Annotated in this window: 19 protein-coding genes; 10 read left to right on the top strand and 9 right to left on the bottom strand. The window is 58.1% G+C overall.

Annotation, left to right across the window (positions count from 1 at the left end; translation table 11 throughout):
* Positions 1 to 14 precede the first annotated feature (14 nt).
* From dusB to ruvB, 6 genes are all read left to right on the top strand, one after another.
* Entirely contained in the window at positions 15 to 1,034 is a 1,020-nt protein-coding gene (dusB, locus tag H0484_RS00310; RefSeq protein ID WP_226952431.1) for a tRNA dihydrouridine synthase DusB, read from the top strand.
* A gap of 30 nt (positions 1,035 to 1,064) precedes the next feature.
* Positions 1,065 to 1,307 carry a helix-turn-helix domain-containing protein gene (locus H0484_RS00315; protein ID WP_226952432.1) on the top strand — a complete coding sequence of 81 codons (243 nt, stop codon included), beginning with the start codon at positions 1,065 to 1,067 and terminating at the stop codon, positions 1,305 to 1,307.
* Between the two features lie 62 nt (positions 1,308 to 1,369).
* Positions 1,370 to 2,965: a bifunctional phosphoribosylaminoimidazolecarboxamide formyltransferase/IMP cyclohydrolase gene (purH, locus tag H0484_RS00320; RefSeq protein ID WP_226952433.1), complete on the top strand. Its 1,596-nt coding sequence runs from the start codon at positions 1,370 to 1,372 to the stop codon at positions 2,963 to 2,965.
* Positions 2,965 to 3,507 (top strand): crossover junction endodeoxyribonuclease RuvC, encoded by a 543-nt coding sequence (gene ruvC, locus H0484_RS00325; protein WP_226952434.1) that lies wholly within the window; start codon positions 2,965 to 2,967, stop codon positions 3,505 to 3,507. Before purH ends, ruvC begins: the two co-directional genes overlap by 1 nt.
* 12 nt (positions 3,508 to 3,519) lie before the next feature.
* Positions 3,520 to 4,095, top strand: a complete 576-nt coding sequence (gene ruvA, locus H0484_RS00330; protein WP_226952435.1) for a Holliday junction branch migration protein RuvA — start codon at positions 3,520 to 3,522, stop codon at positions 4,093 to 4,095.
* Between the two features lie 70 nt (positions 4,096 to 4,165).
* Positions 4,166 to 5,233, top strand: coding sequence for a Holliday junction branch migration DNA helicase RuvB (gene ruvB / locus H0484_RS00335; protein WP_226952436.1), 1,068 nt, complete (start codon positions 4,166 to 4,168; stop codon positions 5,231 to 5,233).
* Between the two features lie 39 nt (positions 5,234 to 5,272).
* On the opposite strand, the gene H0484_RS00340 is transcribed toward ruvB, so the two are convergent.
* On the bottom strand, positions 5,273 to 6,169 hold the full coding sequence (locus H0484_RS00340) for a uracil-DNA glycosylase (RefSeq protein WP_226952437.1): 897 nt from the start codon (positions 6,167 to 6,169) through the stop codon (positions 5,273 to 5,275).
* Between the two features lie 5 nt (positions 6,170 to 6,174).
* On the bottom strand, positions 6,175 to 7,383 hold the full coding sequence (gene tsaB / locus H0484_RS00345) for a tRNA (adenosine(37)-N6)-threonylcarbamoyltransferase complex dimerization subunit type 1 TsaB (protein WP_255644160.1): 1,209 nt from the start codon (positions 7,381 to 7,383) through the stop codon (positions 6,175 to 6,177).
* 370 nt (positions 7,384 to 7,753) lie between these two features.
* Here tsaB and ompR point away from each other — a divergent pair, with 370 nt between their 5' ends.
* Positions 7,754 to 8,488, top strand: coding sequence for an osmolarity response regulator transcription factor OmpR (ompR, locus tag H0484_RS00350; RefSeq protein ID WP_226952439.1), 735 nt, complete (start codon positions 7,754 to 7,756; stop codon positions 8,486 to 8,488).
* Between the two features lie 114 nt (positions 8,489 to 8,602).
* Positions 8,603 to 9,973 carry an ATP-binding protein gene (locus tag H0484_RS00355; protein ID WP_226952440.1) on the top strand — a complete coding sequence of 457 codons (1,371 nt, stop codon included), beginning with the start codon at positions 8,603 to 8,605 and terminating at the stop codon, positions 9,971 to 9,973.
* An 18-nt stretch (positions 9,974 to 9,991) separates the two neighbouring features.
* Here H0484_RS00355 and ispF read toward each other — a convergent pair whose 3' ends face one another.
* Together ispF and ispD are read right to left on the bottom strand one after the other, a co-directional pair.
* On the bottom strand, positions 9,992 to 10,477 hold the full coding sequence (ispF, locus tag H0484_RS00360) for a 2-C-methyl-D-erythritol 2,4-cyclodiphosphate synthase (RefSeq protein WP_226952441.1): 486 nt from the start codon (positions 10,475 to 10,477) through the stop codon (positions 9,992 to 9,994).
* The gene (gene ispD / locus H0484_RS00365; protein WP_226952442.1) at positions 10,474 to 11,175 is read right to left on the bottom strand and encodes a 2-C-methyl-D-erythritol 4-phosphate cytidylyltransferase; all 702 of its coding nucleotides are present in this window, start codon (positions 11,173 to 11,175) and stop codon (positions 10,474 to 10,476) included. Before ispD ends, ispF begins: the two co-directional genes overlap by 4 nt.
* Positions 11,176 to 11,203: 28 nt before the next feature.
* On the opposite strand from ispD, the gene mfd reads away from it, so the two are divergent.
* Both mfd and serB read left to right on the top strand, forming a co-directional pair.
* Entirely contained in the window at positions 11,204 to 14,701 is a 3,498-nt protein-coding gene (gene mfd / locus H0484_RS00370) for a transcription-repair coupling factor (protein ID WP_226952443.1), read from the top strand.
* Positions 14,702 to 14,733: 32 nt separating this feature from the next.
* On the top strand, positions 14,734 to 15,576 hold the full coding sequence (gene serB / locus H0484_RS00375) for a phosphoserine phosphatase SerB (protein ID WP_226952444.1): 843 nt from the start codon (positions 14,734 to 14,736) through the stop codon (positions 15,574 to 15,576).
* Positions 15,577 to 15,648: 72 nt separating this feature from the next.
* Here serB and H0484_RS00380 read toward each other — a convergent pair whose 3' ends face one another.
* From H0484_RS00380 to sdhA, 5 genes are all read right to left on the bottom strand, one after another.
* Positions 15,649 to 15,846: a heavy-metal-associated domain-containing protein gene (locus tag H0484_RS00380; RefSeq protein ID WP_226952445.1), complete on the bottom strand. Its 198-nt coding sequence runs from the start codon at positions 15,844 to 15,846 to the stop codon at positions 15,649 to 15,651.
* 101 nt (positions 15,847 to 15,947) lie between these two features.
* A complete protein-coding gene (gltA, locus tag H0484_RS00385) occupies positions 15,948 to 17,243 on the bottom strand; it encodes a citrate synthase (protein ID WP_226952446.1) in 1,296 nt (431 codons plus the stop codon).
* 19 nt (positions 17,244 to 17,262) lie between these two features.
* On the bottom strand, positions 17,263 to 17,523 hold the full coding sequence (locus tag H0484_RS00390; protein WP_226952447.1) for a succinate dehydrogenase assembly factor 2: 261 nt from the start codon (positions 17,521 to 17,523) through the stop codon (positions 17,263 to 17,265).
* Between the two features lie 18 nt (positions 17,524 to 17,541).
* Complete coding sequence (locus tag H0484_RS00395; protein ID WP_226952448.1) at positions 17,542 to 18,258, bottom strand: succinate dehydrogenase iron-sulfur subunit; 717 nt, start codon at positions 18,256 to 18,258, stop codon at positions 17,542 to 17,544.
* 15 nt (positions 18,259 to 18,273) lie between these two features.
* A complete protein-coding gene (gene sdhA / locus H0484_RS00400) occupies positions 18,274 to 20,052 on the bottom strand; it encodes a succinate dehydrogenase flavoprotein subunit (protein WP_226952449.1) in 1,779 nt (592 codons plus the stop codon).
* Position 20,053 lies beyond the last annotated feature (1 nt).

A 20,053-nucleotide genomic window follows, 5' to 3' on the forward strand; every position in this document is an offset into this window, starting at 1 on the left:
GTTAAAATCATCCTATGCGCATCGGACAATGGCAGTTTCCCAACCCTGTTTTCGTTGCCCCCATGGCTGGCGTCACCGACCGCCCTTTTAGGCGTCTGTGCAAAAAACTGGGGGCAGGCCATGCCATATCCGAAATGGCCGCAAGCAACCCCAAGCTATGGCATAGCGTCAAGTCTTCCCGAAGGTTGGATCATCGCGGCGAAACTGACCCCATCACGGTACAACTGGCCGGTTCAGACCCCGCCATGATGGCTGAAGCGGCGCGCTTCAATATAGAAAAAGGCGCCCGCATCATCGACATCAATATGGGGTGCCCTGTCAAAAAGGTTTGCAATGTCGCTTCCGGCTCGGCTTTACTGCGCGACGAGGCCTTGATTGGCCGCATTCTCGACAGCGTCGTAAAAGCCTGCCAGCCTTTTGGCGTGCCCGTCACGCTTAAAACGCGTACAGGCTGGGATCGCAGCTCTCGTAATGCCTTGCGCATCGCTCACTTGGCACAGGAAACCGGCATTGCAGCCTTGGCTTTACATGGGCGCACACGTGCCGATATGTACGAGGGGCAAGCCGAATACGACACCATGCGCGAGGTTCGCCAGCATTTGTCGATTCCCCTGATAGCCAATGGCGACATCGACAGCCCCGAGAAGGCGCGCTTCGTTTTAGAATACACAGGTGCGGACGCCGTGATGATAGGACGAGCCGCGCAGGGGCGCCCCTGGATTTTCCGCGAGATCACCCATTACCTCGACACCGGAAGCCATTTACCGCCCCCTAGCTATGCTGAATTACGCGCATGCCTGCTTGAACACCTAGACGACCACTATGGTTTTTATGGTGAATTTACAGGCGTGCGTTCGGCGCGCAAGCATATAGGCTGGTATTTTGCCGATCAGCCCGATGCGCAATCGCTTTTGCAGCAAGTCAATCAATCTCTTACGACGACCGAACAGATTCAGGCCCTTGAAGCCTGGTTCGCCCGCCACCCTGCCGATGCGCAATTGGGGCAGACCACGCCAGCGACCTTAGCTGCCTGATTCTTCATCCCGTTTTTCTGTTTGCTTATCATGAACATCAATACTCCCTTGGAACAATGTGTGCGCGAAAACCTGGCTCGCTACCTCGAAGACTTAGGCGACGCTGAGCCGCGCGACATGCTTTCCATGGTTGTGCGTTGCGTCGAGCGGCCCGTTCTATTGGTTGCCCTGGAAAAATCCCAAGGTAACCAATCGCACGCTGCCACCATGCTAGGCATTACGCGCAGCACCTTGCGCAAGAAAATGCAGCAATACCAGATTGAACTGGGCTAAGGTCGGCCAGACTTCGTCTGCCTTGGCGCCACACACCGTTTTCCTACTTTTCTTATTTTTTCATGACTATTCAAACCGCCCTGCTTTCGGTTTCAGATAAAACCGGCATTGTTGATTTTGCCCAGGCGCTCGCCCAGCGCGGCGTACGTCTGCTCTCTACCGGCGGCACCGCCAAGCTGCTTGCAGAGGCCGGGCTGGCTGTCACCGAGGTCGCCACGCATACGGGCTCACCCGAAATTCTGGATGGCCGCGTCAAAACCCTGCATCCCAAAATTCACGGCGGCCTGCTGGCTCGACGCGACGACCCAGCGCATATGAACACCCTGGCCGAGCACGGCATAGATCGCATCGACCTGCTCGTCGTCAATCTTTACCCTTTCCGGGAAACGATAGCCAAACCCGGCTGCACGTTTGCCGACGCCATAGAAAACATCGATATCGGCGGGCCTGCCATGCTGCGCGCATCGGCTAAAAACCACGGCACCGAACAAGGCGGCGTTACCGTCGTCATTGATCCAGCTGACTACACCCGTGTCTTGGCCGCCATGGACAGCCCCAGCAAGGGCCCCGGCTATGGCTTGCGCCTGGAGCTCGCTACCAAAGCTTTTGCTCATACAGCTTCTTATGACGGCGCCGTGTCGGCCTATCTCAGCAGCCTGGCCCAAGCCGAGCCGGAACAAAACGCCACGCCGGAGCGCAATGAATGGCCAGCTACGCTGACGCTGCAAATTGCGCGTGCCGACGTACTTCGCTACGGAGAAAATCCGCATCAAAGCGCGGCCTTCTATGTCGACCCCAGCTGCGCCCCTGGCCTGCTTGGCAAGTTCGTGCAGTATCAAGGCAAAGAACTTTCGTACAACAACATTGCCGACGCCGATGCGGCATGGGAATGCGTGCGTAGCTTCAATAGCTGCGCTTGCGTAATCGTCAAGCATGCCAACCCATGCGGCGTGGCGCTTGGCGACACGCCAGAACAGGCTTATCAAAAAGCCTTCAAGACCGACCCCACCTCCGCTTTTGGCGGCATCATCGCTTTCAACCAAGCTGTAGACGAAAACACGGCCCGCGCCATCACTTCGCAACAGTTCATGGAAGTCCTGCTGGCGCCCGCCTTCTCGCCCGAGGCTCTGGCCGTGCTGGCCGAAAAGAAAAACGTGCGCGTATTGCAGGTATCCACCGGTAACGGCCAGAACGACTTTGACGTTAAGCGCGTAGGCGGCGGATGGTTGGTACAGTCGCCCGACGTCCACGACATCACGCTCGATCAGCTGCGCGTTGTCACCCGCAAGGTGCCCACCGAAGCACAGATGCAAGACCTGCTCTTTGCCTGGAAGGTCGCCAAGTTTGTGAAATCAAACGCCATCGTTTTCACCGCAGACAAGATGACGATAGGCGTCGGTGCCGGTCAGATGAGCCGCATCGACTCCGCACGCATTGCATCCATCAAGGCTGCCAATGCTGGCCTGAGCATGGCGGGCACGGCTGTCGCATCAGATGCCTTCTTCCCCTTCCGCGACGGCCTCGATGTAGTGGCCGAAGCCGGCGCCAGCTGCGTCATTCAGCCCGGCGGTAGCGTGCGGGACGACGAAGTCATCGCAGCCGCAGACGAGCGCGGCATCGCCATGGTGCTGACAGGCGTCAGGCATTTCCGCCACTAATGCGCATCCTGGGCATAGACCCCGGCCTGCGGCGCACGGGCTTTGGTGTCATTGATGCTCAGGGCGCCGCGCTGCGCTACGTCGCCAGCGGCACCATCGTGGTGCCGTCCGACTTGCCTTTAGCGCAGCGCCTGCTGACCATACACGAGCACATTCTCGAGGTGATCCAGGCGCACACGCCCACGGTTGCCGCCATCGAGAAAGTGTTCGTTAACGTCAATGCCTCTTCTACCCTTTTGCTGGGGCAGGCCCGTGGCGCAGCCTTGTGCGCACTGGCGGGTGGCAAAATGCCGGTGCACGAGTACACTGCTTTGCAAATCAAGAAATCGGTTGTGGGCAGCGGTCACGCCGATAAACAACAAGTGCAGATAATGGTGCGCCATCTGCTCACTTTAAATGGTCTACCCGCAGCGGACTCTGCCGATGCTCTGGCCTGTGCCATCTGTCACGCGCACGTGGGGCCTTTGGCCGAACGACTAGGCGCTGGCCAAACGGCGGCCACAGGCATGCAGTTGCGCGGCGGACGATTCATACGCAAGTAATAGGAATTCCTCATGATCGGACGTCTGACCGGCACATTGCTGGAAAAACACCCTCCCACGATATGTCTGGACGTTCAAGGCGTCGGCTACGAAATCGACGTGCCCATGAGCACCTTGTACGATCTGCCTGATTTGGGTGCACGAGTCACCTTGTTTACGCATCTTGCGGTACGGGAAGATGCGCATGTGCTGTATGGCTTTCTGCGTGCCGAAGAACGCAATGTGTTCCGTGCCCTCATCAAAGTTACTGGCATAGGTGCGCGTACCGCCTTGGCCGTGCTTTCGGGCATGTCGGTTCAAGAGCTCGCCAGCGCCATCACTCGCCAGGAAACCGCTTTGCTGATGCGCGTGCCGGGTATAGGCAAGAAGACCGCGGAACGCCTATTGCTTGAGCTGCGCGGTAAGCTGGGTGCCGATATCGGCGCAGCGCCAGGCAGTGTGCCCAGCGGGCGTGAAGACATTATCAATGCGCTACTTGCCTTGGGCTACTCTAGCGCTGAAACTCAGGCAGCGCTTAAGGCATTGCCCGAGGGCGTGGAGATCTCGGAGGGCATACGCCTGGCTTTACAGTCTCTGTCGCGTCATTAGGCAAAAGCGCCCTGTCACAATGCCTTGCCCCTGATGTACCATTTCAGCCAGTCTACGTCCGACCCCAGCCATGGCCATTCATTCCGACCCGCTTTCCAGTTCCAGTGCGCCCGAACGCATAGTCACGCCGCAAAGCGCCTCGCCCAACGAGGCTTCTATCGAGCGTGCGCTGCGCCCGCGCCAGTTAAAGGATTATGTTGGCCAAAAACGGGTACGCGAACAACTCGAAATTTTTATCGCCGCGTCGCGCCAGCGCCAAGAAGCGCTAGACCACGTATTGTTGTTCGGCCCCCCTGGTTTGGGCAAAACCACACTCGCTCACATCGTGGCCCAGGAAATGGGTGTGCAACTACGTCAAACTTCTGGGCCGGTACTCGAGCGCCCCGGCGATCTGGCGGCGCTACTCACCAATCTTGAGCGCAACGATGTGCTGTTCATCGACGAGATCCACCGGCTATCACCTGTGGTCGAAGAGATTCTTTACCCGGCACTGGAAGATTTTCAGATTGACATTCTGATCGGCGAAGGCCCGGCGGCTCGTAGCGTCAAGCTGGATCTTCAGCCCTTTACCTTGGTGGGCGCAACCACCCGTGCCGGGATGCTGACCAACCCATTGCGCGACCGCTTTGGTATCGTCGCCCGCCTTGAGTTTTACGACACGCAAGACCTCACCCATATTGTCAGCCGTAGCGCCGGTTTACTTGATGTCGCCATTACCCCGGAAGGCGCAGTAGAGATCGCACGTCGATCGCGCGGGACCCCCCGCATCGCGAATCGACTGTTAAGGCGGGTGCGCGACTATGCCCAGGTCAAATCCGACGGGCGCATTGACGAGCGCACGGCTTCGGCGGCACTTTCCATGCTTGAAGTCGACCCTCTGGGTTTGGATGTCATGGACCGTAAATTGCTGGACGCCATCGTGCACAAATTTGACGGCGGCCCTGTAGGCGTAGACAGCTTGGCAGCCGCCATAGGTGAAGAGCGCGACACCATCGAGGACGTCATAGAACCCTACTTGATTCAGCATGGCTTTCTGCAACGCACGCCCAGAGGACGCATTGCCACGCAGACCACATGGCGTCATTTAGGGCTCACCCCACCGGCTAGCCAGCGCCCAACCCCCGATCTGTTTGAGTAGGCACCCTGCACCAATACTGCGGCTAGGCGCTGTAGCGACTTAAGACTCGCTATTGCTCAACTGGAGCAGACTGAGATCTTGCCAAGCAGCGGCCTTATGCCGAGGCCGTGAAAGCAATGCTGCGGGGTGGTAAGTAATCACCAGAGGCATAGACATGCCGTCTTGTTGGTAGGTGTGCAGGCGCCCACGCAAGCTTTCTACCGGGACATCACCCAGCAAAGCCTGTGCGGCAACTCTTCCCAGTACCAATAACTGTTTGGGCCGGGTCAATACGATCTGCCTACGCAGATGGACCATGCAGGCGGCCACCTCTTCGGGCGAGGGCGCACGGTTGCTGAAAGGCCTGCACTTCAACAGGTGGGTAAGATACACGCGCGAAGGATCTTTGAGACCCACCGCCCTAAGCATGGCCTGCAGCAACTCGCCCGCCTTGCCCCTGAAGGGCTCCCCCACACGGTCATCTTCGGCACCGGGGGCTTCGCCAATCACCATCAGCTCTATGTCCTGGTCTGCTCCAGCCCCGACCACGGGCAAATGACGCTCACCATGCAAACCACAGGCTGTGCAGGCTTCTATCTGTTTGCGCAGGCCCTCCAGGGTAGAGGATGAAGGCAAGGAAGCCCCTGGAGCCACGGCTGGACTCGCTGGCGAGGTCGGCAATGGCTGCTTTTCGGCCATTGGCTGGGTACGCGCCCCTTTGTTCAGCAAGCTTGCTGCCAGTTCGCCCGCTTGGAACATACCCGAGCGCGCCGTGGCCGTTGCGGGGGCGGGCTCAGTTTGGGGCTCGGCGGCATTTGGTGCCGCTGTGGCCTGCGCCACCTTGGCCGGGACGGGCAGATAGCGCGCCACAAAGCGGGACTCCAAGCCCAACTCAGTCAACCAAGCCGCCTGCAATGGCGTCAGTAGCGGCGACGAGAGATAGCTACGTTCGACCATGGCTCTCAGGCATCCCCCGCAGGTTTGAGGGTTTTTTTCATGACCCAGGCATCTTCGCGCCCTAGCGGGCCGTTGGGGTAATAGCCTTTGCGCACCCCCACCTGTGCAAAGCCACGGTTGGCATAAAAATCAAGCGCATTGCGATTTGAAGGCCGCACCTCAAGCAGTACGCCTTCTACACCCAATTGCTCTGCTCTAGCCTCGCAATGACGAAGCAACTGGTGACCCAGGCCACGCCTTTGAGACTCAGGACGAACAGAAATCAACAGCAAGTGCACGAGGTCGGGCGCCACCATCAGCAGATAAAAGCCCAGCACTTGATCGGCCTCACGTATGACCCATGCCTCGTAGCCTGCGGCCACCGCTTCTTCAAACTGGGCGACTGTCCAGGGATGCGCTTGCGTACGCTTTTCGATTTCGGCCACTGCGCCAAGCTCACTTGACTGCATACGAGTGATCTCGAACACAGGTCGGGCCTTGGGATTACCGCCCTGGCCTTGCTCACGCTCTGCTGTTGTAAAAGCTACCTTGTCGCGCACGTACAGGGGGGCGGCCTGGGCCGGTGAGACGCCCTCGCTTCGCAACCAAGCCAAGTAAGCCAAGTCGGCAATCGCATGGGCCGGTGCGCGTTCCAGCACCTGAGCATGTTTAACCAAGCCCGGTAATTGCAACAGCTGAAGCTCGGGATACGCTTGGCTGGCATTACCCAGCAAACGTATGTCGATAGCCCCCCATTGCTGTTGCTGACGAGCCAGCCATACCGGTAAGTCTGAAGCGCTGATCAACATTGGCTCGCAGAGGGATTGCCACCCTTGCGCGGCAGACTCGGGCTGCGCATAAGCAGCAACGTAGAGTTCGCCCATACGGGCATCTTGTGCCACCACACGAATAGCCTCGTCGCCGTCGATGGCATGAGCCATAGCCTGTAAGGAGACGACAGGAAGGACAGGCAGGCCCAGCGCATAGGCCATGCCTTGAGCTACGCCACACGCCACTCTAAGGCCGGTGAAGCCACCCGGGCCCTGACCGAAAGCCACGGCAGTCAGCTGCTCTCGTTCAAGGTCTGCCTGCCTCAGAACATCGTCGACCATGGGCAAGACGGTTTCGGCATGCTCACCCGTACCGTCGTGGCTACGCTCGTACCGTTGCCGTTGCAGGCCATGCACGCTTAACAGCGCCACCTCGCATACGCGCGTTGCGCTGTCCAGCGCCAAGATATGAACGTGAGGATCCGCCATTGCACCAGGTCAGCCAGAAAACTGCCATTGTAAAGCCATGGCCGAAGCAAAGCGCTGCTTGGGCTCACTCACGGCCCACCTGATCCACTCGGCCCATGGAGAAAGTAGGCCAAGCCCCACACTTTGCAAAAATTTGCCTTTCCAGGGAACCCTTTTCTCTGCGGTGCCTCTTATAAAACGCTATCGCAACCAAGCGTCCGGTGATAAGCTATAACTCGCAGCGATAAGCACTTTGCCTGGGAGCAACTGCATGCATCCGGCATGCGGGTTCTACCAAATTCTTAATGTGTAATTTTTAGAAACTGCCCCCTATACGCATCTCCGCCGGGCTGTTACATTTCACATCATGAATACTCAAACACAATCTCTCGCACGCAAAATCCTGATCGTCGACGACGACCCACGGCTACGCGACCTTTTACGTCGCTACCTGACGGAACAAGGCTTCAACGTCTTTGTTGCCGAAGACGCCAAAGAGATGAGTAAGATCTGGCAGCGCGAGCACTTCGATCTGCTGGTACTCGACATCATGTTGCCTGGTGAGGATGGTTTGTCAGTGTGCCGCCGCTTGCGTGGCAATCACGACAACACGCCCATCATCATGCTTACCGCCAAGGCCGAAGAAATCGACCGCATCGTCGGCCTTGAAATGGGCGCGGACGACTATCTCTCCAAGCCATTCAACCCCCGCGAACTGCTGGCTCGCGTCAACGCCATTCTGCGACGCAGAGGCACTGAGGAACATCCCGGCGCCCCCAGCCAAGAAAACGAATCCATAGAGTTCGGGCCTTATGTACTCAACCTGTCCACCCGTACGCTTACCCGCAACGAAGAAACCATCCCTATTACCACGGGCGAGTTCTCAGTCCTTAAGGTGTTTGCACGCCATCCCAAGATTCCGCTTTCGCGCGACAAACTGATGGAACTTGCTCGGGGTCGCGAGTACGAGGCTTTCGACCGCTCTCTCGACGTACAGATTTCGCGACTGCGCAAGCTTATCGAACCCAACCCTTCCAAACCTGTCTTTATTCAAACAGTGTGGGGTCTGGGCTACGTCTTCGTACCTGACGGCGGGCGCTAACCAGCTACTTGGTTTTACCGGGCTTACGCGGTATGTGTGCCGCCTAAGCCCGAGTCGCAACAGTCATTCGAGATGTGCATAGCTTCATATCTCGGCCCTCAGCTTACCGTCCACATGAAGCGTCAAATTAGCAGCCAGGTGAAGCGTCTGGGTTCCAGAATCAGGTTGGGCTTATTCAGCCGCTCCTTTCTGCTACTGGGCGCGCTCATGCTAGTTAGCCTGGGTGCTTGGCTGCAGGTTTTCTTCAGCATGGAGGTCGGCCCACGAGCCACCCAGATGGCTCAGCGCGTGGCTAGCTCAGTCAGTATTACGCGCTCCGCCCTGATTTACGCACCACCCAGCGTCCGACCCACGCTACTGCTAGACCTCGCCACAAAAGAAAGTCTGCGCGTCCAGCCCAGAGAAGCCAACGATCGCTACGAGCCTCTCCCTCACTCCAACTACTGGAATCGTGTCAGCGCAGAGATTCGCAAGCGATTGGGCCCCCATACACTGGTAGCCTGGACAGTCAACACATCTCCCGGCATTTGGGTTAGCTTTGAGATCGATAACGACCGCTATTGGTTGGTGTTCGATCGCGATCAGTTGGGCCTACGAGCGGGCTTCGAATGGGTAGGCTGGGCAGCCACCGCTTTGTTATTGGCGCTTATCGGCTCGGCGATCAGCGTCCGTTTCGTCAACCGCCCCTTGGCGCAGTTAGCCCAGGTCGCGCGCCAAATGGCCCGAGGCGAAACGCCTTCGCCTTTGCCCGAGCGCGGGCCGCGCGAAATACGCGACATGAATATCGCCTTCAACCGTATGGCACGCGATCTACGCCAGACTGAAGCCGACCGCGAAATCATGTTGGCCGGTATTTCACACGACTTGCGTACGCCTTTGGCACGCATGCGGCTGGAAATCGAAATGAGCGATGTCAGCGACGATACGCGCCAAGCCATAGACGAAGATCTTGCACAGATTGACCATACTATCGGTCAGCTCATGGAATACGCCCGACCGGCTGGCGCCATCCCCACGCAGGGGGTAGACCTTTCCCGTGTTTTGCAAGACTTGTTCGAACGCGAGCGTACCCATACCGAATCTTTGGGGGGCTACCTCAGCGCCAGTATTCCCCCTGGTCTGTCTGCTCGAATAGCCACGCATGACCTCAAGCGCGTGGTCAGTAATCTGATCGAGAACGCGCGCCGTTACGGGCGCTCGCCCAACGACGGCAAAGCACACATCCACCTTTCTGCAAAAGTAGAGGGTGATACCGTTATCATCGAGATCAGCGACCAAGGCGTGGGCATCGCCCACGAAGACATCGACCGCTTGTTGCGCCCCTTTTCGCGCGGCGAACTGGCCCGCACAGGCGGTAGTGGCGCCGGCTTGGGCCTATCCATCGTCGAACGCCTGTTGGGTCAGGTGGGGGGCCGGTTTAAATTGATTTCCAGGCCTGTGGGCGGCCTGACCGCGCGCATAGAACTGCCGCGCTCACGCGCCTAGAAAGCATAGACCTCAGTCTTACGCTGAAGCCAAAAGCACCACCACGTTTGCGGCTATGCCTTCTTTACGCCCCAGGTAACCCAAGCCTTCGTTAGTCTTGGCCTTGATGTTGACCATTGAAGGCTCAATTCCCAAGTCTGCACCGATATTAGCCGCCATGGCTGGGGTGTGCGGGCCCATTTTTGGTGCCTGCGCATGCAAGGTGGCATCCATATTCACCACCTGCCAACCTGCCTGTTGTACCTTGCCGTAAGCCACTCGCAATAGCTCGCGGCTGTCAGCCCCCTGGTACCTGGGGTCGGTATCAGGAAAATGACGTCCGATATCGCCCAGGCCGGCAGCCCCCAACAAAGCATCCGTCAATGCGTGCAGCAAAGCATCCGCGTCGGAATGCCCTGCCAAACCACGCTCGTAAGGAATGCAGACGCCGCCAAGTATCAAGGGGCGCCCCTCGACAAGCGCGTGGACATCGAAGCCCTGACCAATGCGAAAGGGAATACTCATAACCATTTTTCCATCAGAATGAAATCTTCTGGCCAGGTGACCTTGAAATTGCGCGGATCCCCACGCACCAGCAAGGGCGCATGGCCTAGACGCTCCAGGGCGGACGACTCGTCGGTGGGCACGACAACATAGGCCAAGTCTGCCTGCAAAGCTTGCAAAAGCATGCCTGCACGCGCCATCTGCGGAGTTTGAGCCAACCATAGCCCTTCGCGGTCTATGGTGGCGCCCACCCTGCTGGGGGGCGTTGCGGCATTACGCTTGACCGTATCTGCCACGGGTAGCGCCAATAAGCCCGGCTGGTCATGCAAAAGGCAAGCGTCTATCAAACGGCCCAGCGCTTCGGGAGTCAGCCCAGGCCTGGCGGCATCATGCACCAACACCCAATCGTTCGCCTGACAACCCGCGTGCGATAAGGCGGCACGTACAGTGTCCGCCCGTGTCGCGCCGCCACAGGACACCACCCGCACCCGCTGCAGGTCGGCCAGAACAGCGCCTGCAGTGGTATCGCCTGGTGCTACCGCCACCACCACCCGTGAAAGGCGCGGTTCACGCAGCAGGGCCTGAACAGCCAGCCTAAGCATAGGTTGGCCGGCCAATAATCGATATTGTTTAGGCGTCGCTTCGCCTGCCTCGTGAGGTGCCAAAGCTCGCGAACCTATACCCGCTGCCGGCACCAAGCCTATCAATTCGTTTTGCATGATCGATAGATTTTATAATGTCTGCCTCATGACCGCAGACACCACCCCCACCTTGCTTCCTTCCATCCAAGATACCCTGCGCCAAGTGCGGCCAGGACAGCGTTACGCCCTGCCCTTGCCACCCGGCTCCGGCGATGCATTCTGGTTGGCTCAATTGGCTGCTCAAGCGCAGCGCCCTGTGGTGGTGTTGTGTGCCGACCCTCAGGCAGCGCAACGCCTAACAGATGAAATCCGCCTCTTCGCGCCTCAAAGTCAGGTCCGTCAGCTACCCGATTGGGAAACGCTGCCCTACGACGGCTTTTCGCCGCATCAAGACCTGGTCTCCGAACGTCTGCGCACCCTGCATGCGCTGCTGCACGATGGGGTAGACGTACTAACGGTGCCTGTCACTACGGCGCTGTATCGTCTTGCCCCCCCCAGCTTTCTGGCCGCCTACACTTTCTCCTTTCGCCAAGGTGACAAACTAGACGAACAGGCGCTACGCCAGCAACTCACTTTGGCCAACTACGCCCACGTCACCCAAGTAACGGCTGCGGGTGAATTCTGCGTCCGGGGCGGGTTGATTGATCTGTTCCCCATGGGGTCGCCGGTCCCCTATCGTCTGGACTTATTCGATGACGAGATCGAGTCCATACGCTGTTTCGACGTTGACACCCAGCGCAGCCTGTATCCGGTCAAAGAGATACAGTTGCTGCCGGGCCGCGAGTTTCCCATGGACGAAGCGGCGCGCAATCGCTTCCGGGCGCGGTTTCGCGAAGTTTTCGAGGGTGACCCATCACGCGCTTTGCCTTACAAAGACATAGGGCATGGCATTGCCTTTGCGGGCGTTGAATATTATTTGCCTCTGTTCTTCGATCAAACGGCCACGCTATTTGATTATCTGAGCCCGCAGTCGTTGCTGGTCACGCTAGGTGATGCCGAGGCCGCCATTCAGCGCTTTAGCCAAGATACGCAAAGCCGCTACGCCTTTATCCGCAACGACCCTCAGCGCCCCACCCTGGCCCCTGAGCAACTCTTTCTTGATAACGAATCCTTCCATCTAGGCTTGAAGGAATTCGCCCGCATTGCTTTGGTCGCAGACGGCAAGCTGGCCGATTTTGCAGTCGTGCCCGAGGTCGCGGTGGCGAGACGGGCCGACGACCCTTTGCAGCAACTGCGTGCCGTCGTAAACGGTCAACAATGGCGTGTGGTGTTGTGCGCGGATTCGGCAGGACGCCGAGAAACCTTGCTGCAGATGCTTGGCGAAAATAACTTGGCGCCTGACACATCAAGCGATCTATTGCCGTCCATACAGGATTCCGCGCGCTTTAGCCTGGTGGTGGCACCGCTGCATGCGGGTTTTGGTTTGCCGGGCCATCACTGCCTGCTTATCACCGAGAACGATCTCTATCCCAACCAGGCCACGGGCCTGCGCCGCAAGCGCCGCGCACAAGAACAGCGCAGCAACGTGGACGCCATGGTCCGCGACCTTTCCGAATTGCGCCCAGGCGACCCTGTCGTTCATACGGAACACGGCATAGGCCGCTATCACGGCCTCATAGAGATGGACCTGGGCGAAGGCACCATGGAGTTTCTGCACCTGGAGTACGCCAATGGCAGCACACTCTATGTGCCGGTTTCCCAGCTGCATGTCATCGCCAGGTATAGCGGCACCGATCCCGAACATGCACCCTTGCATCAATTAGGTTCGGGGCAGTGGGATAAGGCGCGACGCAAGGCTGCCAAGCAGGTGCGCGATGCCGCTGCTGAACTCTTGGCACTCTATGCCTTGCGCGCCTCCCGCCAGGGCTTGGCCCTTGATGTTCCACTTAACGATTACCAAACTTTCGCCGAAGGTTTTGGCTTCGAGGAAACGCCCGACCAAGCCGCAGCAATCGAGGCCGTCATCCACGACATGAGCAGCGGCCAGCCCATGGACCGTCTGGTATGCGGCGATGTGGGCTTCGGCAAAACAGAAGTGGCTTTACGAGCCGCGTTCCTGGCTGTTGCCAACAATCAGCAAGTTGCCTTGCTGTGCCCCACTACGCTGCTGGCCGAACAGCATGCCCAGACCTTTGTGAACCGCTTTGCCGACTGGCCGGTCAAAGTCGCTCTGCTATCGCGCTTTCGCTCCAGCAAAGAGGTCACGGCCACCTTGCAGGAACTAGAGAAAGGCACCGTCGACATCATCATTGGCACGCATAAGCTCCTGTCCAAAGACGTCAAGTTCAAACAGCTGGGCCTGGTCATCATTGATGAGGAGCACCGTTTCGGCGTCCGCCAGAAAGAGGCGCTCAAAACCTTGCGTGCCGAAGTTGATGTCTTGACGCTGACGGCCACGCCCATTCCACGCACCTTGGGCATGTCGCTTGAAGGCATACGTGATTTCTCGGTCATTGCCACCGCCCCGCAAAAACGTTTGGCCATCAAAACCTTTGTGCGGCGTGAGGATGACAGCACCCTGCGCGAAGCCCTGCTGCGCGAACTTAAGCGCGGTGGCCAAGTGTATTTCTTGCACAACGAGGTCGAGACCATACACAACCGTCGCGCCCGCCTTGAAGCCCTGGTGCCTGAAGCGCGTATAGGGGTGGCTCATGGCCAGATGCCTGAACGCGAGCTTGAGGATGTGATGAAGGGTTTTTATCAGCAGCGCTACAACGTGTTGCTATGCACCACCATCATCGAAACAGGCATAGACGTTCCTACTGCCAACACCATCATCATCCATCGTGCCGATCGCCTGGGCTTGGCCCAACTGCATCAGCTGCGCGGTCGCGTGGGTCGCTCGCACCATCAAGCCTATGCCTACCTGCTGACTCCCGGTGAAGACGCCATCACCTCTAACGCCAAGAAGCGCCTGGAAGCCATTCAATCCATGGAAGAACTAGGCGCCGGCTTCTACCTGGCCATGCACGATCTGGAAATCCGCGGCACCGGCGAAATTTTGGGTGAGTCTCAATCGGGCAACATCCAGGAAGTCGGATTCTCGATGTACACCGATATGTTGAATACTGCCGTGCGTGCTTTGAAAGCCGGTGAAGAGCCCGACCTGCTGGCGCCTCTTGACGCAGGCTGCGAGGTGAATCTCCATGCGCCTGCCCTGCTGCCCTCCGATTATTGCCCCGACGTTCATGCCCGATTGGGGTTCTACAAGCGCCTGTCGCATGCCCGTGATGAAGACACGCTGTTCGGTATTCAAGAAGAGCTGATAGACCGCTACGGCCCCCTGCCCGAGGCTGCCCAAACCTTGTTGCTGTCTCATCGTTTACGCATTCAGGCAGAGGCATTGGGCCTACAAAAGATAGACGCCAGTGAAACCCAGGCTATGCTTCAGTTCTCGGCCAAGACATCGGTAGACCCGTTACGCATCATTCAGATGGTGCAAACGCATCGCCACATCAAACTTGCCGGCCAGGATCGCCTTAAAGTAGACCTGACAGCTGTTAAAAACCCAGCTAGCGGCAAAGCACCAGAACAAGCCGGCACGTCATCGAATGTGATGGCCCGGATTGAAGCGGTACGGCAGATCTTCAAAGCCCTTGCCTAGCCATTTTTCTTAATGCCTTTACCTTTTGATTCATGAGCATACTTGTCATACAGGCCCCGCACCTTTCCTCCGCCCACACCGAGCAGCTGGCGGCCTTAGCTTGCGCACAAGGCGTTCAGAAACTCAGCCAGACCGCTGCCCGCTTGCTTGAGTTTGACCCTGCCACCTACGAAGAGGTGGCTGCGCGCTGCGCTGAGCTGAATATAGACCTGGCGCGGCTGGATCGCATACAGCCGTTTAGCGATTGCCGCATTCTGGCTATGGATATGGATTCGACCTTGATCAACATCGAATGCATAGACGAAATTGCCGATATCGCCGGTCGCAAAGAGCAAGTCGCCACCATCACCGAAGCCGCCATGCGTGGCGAAATCAAAGACTTTTCCGAGAGCCTGACACGTCGCGTCGCTTTATTGAAAGGCGTGCCGGCACAGGCTTTAGAACGTGTTTATGACGAGCGCTTGCATCTGAATGCCGGCGCCGCCCGGCTGATCGAAAGTGCGCACCAATCGGGACTCAAAACCCTGTTGGTATCGGGTGGATTCACGTTCTTCACGCAGCGCCTGCAAGCACGCCTAGGCCTGAGCGAAATTCATGCCAACACGCTGGAAATCGAGAACGGCCTGCTGACAGGCCGGGTATTGGGGCCCATCATTGATGCTCAAGCCAAAGCAGACAAACTGACGGCCTTGGCACAAAACCTGGGTGCAAAAAACGATCAGATCATTGCCATGGGCGATGGGGCCAACGACCTGAAAATGTTGTCTTTGGCCAAATACGGCGTCGCGTACCGGGCTAAGCCGGTAGTGAGGGCGCAGGCACCGTTCGCGCTGGACAACAGCGGCCTGGACGCCGTGCTGAACTGGTTCGCCTGAACTTAAGCGCCGCAAGCTGCCTTTGCTTGTTAAAAAACCCAGCGCGGGTGCTCGCCCGCCTGGGCTTTTTCTTTACTTACGTACCGGGGTGTAGCCGGCTTCGCGGATGGCGCTTTCAACCGCGTCAGCGTCAGGCGCCCCTTCTACCCGCACCACGTGCGTGGCCAAGTCTACCTGCACCTGCGCGCTTGCGGCGACCGCTTCTACCGCTTTGGTGACCGTCGCCACGCAGTGGCCGCAGGTAACGTCCTTTACTTCAAACTCGATCATGAGCTTTCCCTTCTGCATTACAAGAAACAGGGCTGACATGCTTGATGCAAAAAACCCCGCCTTGCCGCGGGGTCTACATGCACATCAGCTACGCGATAAGCTTACTTGATGTCGCGAACGGGTGCGCCGCTGTACAACTGACGCGGACGACCGATCTTGTACTCGGGGTCGGACAACATTTCGTCCCACTGGGCAATCCAGCCTACCGTACGAGCCAGCGCGAAGATAGCCGTGAACATGGAGGTAGGAATACCAATGGCACGCTGCACGATGCCGGAATAGAAGTCGACATTCGGGTACAACTTGCGTTCGACAAAGTACGGGTCTTCCAGCGCAATGCGCTCGAGTTCCATGGCCAGCTTGAACAGCGGGTCGTTTTCCAGGCCCAGTGCGGTCAACACTTCTTTGCAGGTTTCCTGCATCAGTTTGGCGCGTGGGTCGTAGTTTTTGTAAACGCGATGGCCAAAGCCCATCAGGCGTACGCCCGAGTTCTTGTCCTTGACCTTCTCCATGAACTCGCCAACTTTCTCGACACCGCCGTTGGCTTGCAGGTCTTCGAGCATCTGCAGGCAAGCTTCGTTGGCGCCACCATGAGCCGGGCCCCACAGGCAAGCCACGCCGGCAGCGATGGCTGCGAAGGGGTTGGTGCCCGAAGAACCGCACAAACGCACGGTAGAAGTAGAAGCGTTCTGCTCGTGATCGGCATGCAGAATGAAGATACGATCAAGCGCGCGCTCGACGACGTCGTTGACCTTGTAGTCTTCGCAAGGATTGCCGAACATCATGCGCAGGAAGTTACCCGTGTAGCTGAGGTCGTTCTGCGGATAGATGAATGGCTGGCCCATCGAGTACTTGTACGCCATGGCAACCAAAGTGGGCATCTTGGCGATCAGACGAATAGCCGAGATCTCGCGATGACGAGCATTGGTGATGTCGGTGGAGTCGTGATAGAACGCCGACAGTGCGCCAACCAAGCCGGTCAGCACAGCCATAGGGTGTGCATCGCGACGGAAACCACGCAAGAACGTATGCATCTGTTCGTGCACCATGGTGTGGTTGGTAACCAGACCATCGAAGTCCTTCTTTTGGGTAGCGTCGGGCAGTTCGCCATTCAGGATGAGGTAGGACACATCCATGAAGTCGCATTTCTGCGCCAGCTGCTCGATGGGGTAGCCGCGATAGAGCAACTGGCCTTTGTCGCCATCAATGTAAGTGATACCGGATTCGCAAGACGCCGTGGCCAAGAAGCCGGGGTCATAGGTAAACATGCCAGTCTGGCCATACAGCTTACGAATGTCGATGACATCAGGACCTATCGTACCCTGATAGACAGGAAATTCGATGGCCGCGCTGCCGTCGGAGAACGACAGGGTGGCTTTCTTATCTGACAGTTGCATCTCTCTCTTCCTTAAAAATTTACGGCTGCCGCATTAGCAGAACCAAGCGACGCAGCTCGGGAGTGTCGTACTCGCCGAATAGCTCGCGCTTTGCCAACAATACGTCTAACAAATCGTTGTCACCCATCTCGAACAAAAGAGTCAGGGCGGCAACGTCCTTGTCGGTCAACTGATTCTCGTGCTTATCCAGGAATTCCGTGATGATAAGATCGTTTTCCAGTAGACCGCGGCGAGCTCGCCATCTAAGGCGGGCGCGCTCAAGTTCCGACAAATTGCCCATGGCGTGTCTATACCCTGATTAAATGGTACGACGCACCAGCATTTCTTTGATCTTGCCGATAGCCTTCGCAGGGTTCAAACCCTTGGGACAGACATCGGTGCAGTTCATGATGGTATGGCAACGGAACAAACGGTAGGGGTCTTCCAGATTGTCCAGACGCTCCGCCGTGGCTTCGTCACGCGAATCCACGATGAAGCGGTAGGCCTGCAACAGGCCGGCCGGCCCGACGTACTTGTCGGGGTTCCACCAGAATGAGGGGCAAGACGTCGAACAGCATGCGCACAAAATGCACTCGTACACACCGTCGATTTCTTCGCGGGCCTCGGGCGACTGCAGGCGCTCGCGCTCGGGCGGCGGCTGGTCGTTGATCAAGAAGGGCTTGATGGAGTGATACTGATTGAAGAAGTGCGTCATGTCGACGATCAGGTCGCGCACGACTGGCAAGCCGGGCAAGGGGCGCAGCACGATAGGCTCTTTTAGCTCGCGCAGATTGGTGGTGCACGCCAAACCGTTCCTGCCGTTGATGTTCATGGCGTCAGAGCCGCAAACCCCTTCACGGCACGAGCGGCGAATGGCCAGACTGTCGTCCACATCATTCTTGATGCGCACCAGTGCATCAAGCAGCATTTTGTCGCCGGGCTGCAGCTCGACGTCAAGTTTTTGCATGTAGGGGCGCTCGTCCTTGTCAGGATCGTAGCGGTAGATTTCAAACTTAACGATACGTTTTTCGCTCATGTCGATTCCAGCAACTTAGAAGGTACGCGCCTTGGGCGGGAAGCTTTCAACGGAAAGCGGCTGCATTTGCACCGGTTTGTAGTCAAGACGGCTGCCTTCGGAATACCACAGCGTGTGACGCAGCCAATTGACGTCGTCGCGCTCGGGGTGATCGTCCAGCGCATGCGCGCCACGGCTTTCGGTACGGGCCGCCGCCGAGCGCGTAGTGGCGCGGGCGACTTCTATCATGTTGGTCACTTCCAGGGCTTCGATACGAGCGGTATTGAAGACCTTGGATTTGTCCTTGAAGGAAATATTGGCAGCCCGCTGGGCGATGTCCTCAATGGCGGTGACGCCTTTTTCGAGCAAATCGATAGTACGGAAAACGCCGCAGTGATGCTGCATGGCTTCGCGAATGGCGTTGCCGACGTCTTGGGTTTTTTCGCCGCCGGTGCGCTTTTCGAGGGTGTCGACGCGGTCCAGCGAATAATCGATGCTGGACTCAGGCACGGGTTGATGCGAGTGCTGACGCTCGGGGTGGCTGTCCACGATGTGGTTGCCGGCTGCACGACCAAACACGATAAGGTCGAGCAAGGAGTTGGTACCCAGACGGTTGGCACCGTGCACCGAAACAGCCGCGCATTCGCCGATAGCGTACAAGCCATTGACGACTTGGTTTTCGCCGTCTTTGGGGGCCATCACCTGACCATTGTAATTGGTAGGAATACCGCCCATCTGATAGTGGATGGTGGGCACCACAGGGATAGGCTCTTTGATCGGGTCCACGTTGCCGAACTTGATGGCGATTTCGCGGATGGAAGGCAGGCGCTTGTTGATGACGTCGGCGCCAAGGTGGTCGAGCTTGAGCAACACATAATTGCCATTGGGGCCGCAACCACGCCCTTCCTTGATTTCCTGGTCCATCGAGCGCGATACGAAATCGCGTGGCGCCAAGTCTTTGAGCGTGGGTGCATAGCGCTCCATGAAACGCTCGCCATCTTTGTTCAGCAAGATGCCGCCTTCGCCGCGCACGCCTTCGGTGATCAGCACGCCGGCACCGGCCACACCCGTGGGGTGGAACTGCCAGAACTCCATGTCTTGCAAAGGAATGCCTGCGCGGGCAGCCATACCCAAGCCGTCACCCGTGTTGATGAAAGCGTTGGTGGAAGCTGCCCAGATACGGCCGGCACCGCCGGTGGCGAGCACCGTGGTCTTGGCTTCAAGAACGTAGATTTCGCCGGTTTCCATTTCGAGGGCGGTAACGCCCAGGACGTCTCCGGCTTCGTTACGCAGCAGATCGAGTGCCATCCACTCGACAAAGAACTGCGTACGCGCCGCCACGTTGCGCTGATACAGCGTGTGCAACATGGCGTGGCCGGTACGGTCGGCGGCCGCACAGGCACGCTGCACGGGTTTTTCGCCGAAGTTGGCCGTATGGCCGCCAAACGGACGCTGATAAATGGTGCCATCAGGGTTGCGGTCGAAGGGCATGCCAAAGTGCTCAAGCTCGTACACGGCACTTGGCGCCTCGCGGCACATGAATTCAATGGCGTCTTGATCGCCCAGCCAGTCCGAACCTTTGACGGTGTCGTACATGTGCCAGTACCAATCGTCTTCGCTCATGTTGCCCAACGAGGCACTGACGCCGCCTTGCGCCGCGACGGTGTGCGAACGCGTGGGGAAGACCTTGGAGAGCACCGCGACAGACAGGCCAGCATTAGCCAGTTGAAGGGAGCAACGCATGCCGGCCCCGCCGGCACCTACGACCACCACATCGAAGCGGCGGCGAGGGAGGGATTTCTTGACAGCGGCCACG

Origin of the sequence: Mesopusillimonas faecipullorum (genome assembly GCF_020539505.1) — a bacterium.
Lineage (GTDB): Bacteria > Pseudomonadota > Gammaproteobacteria > Burkholderiales > Burkholderiaceae_B > Mesopusillimonas > Mesopusillimonas faecipullorum.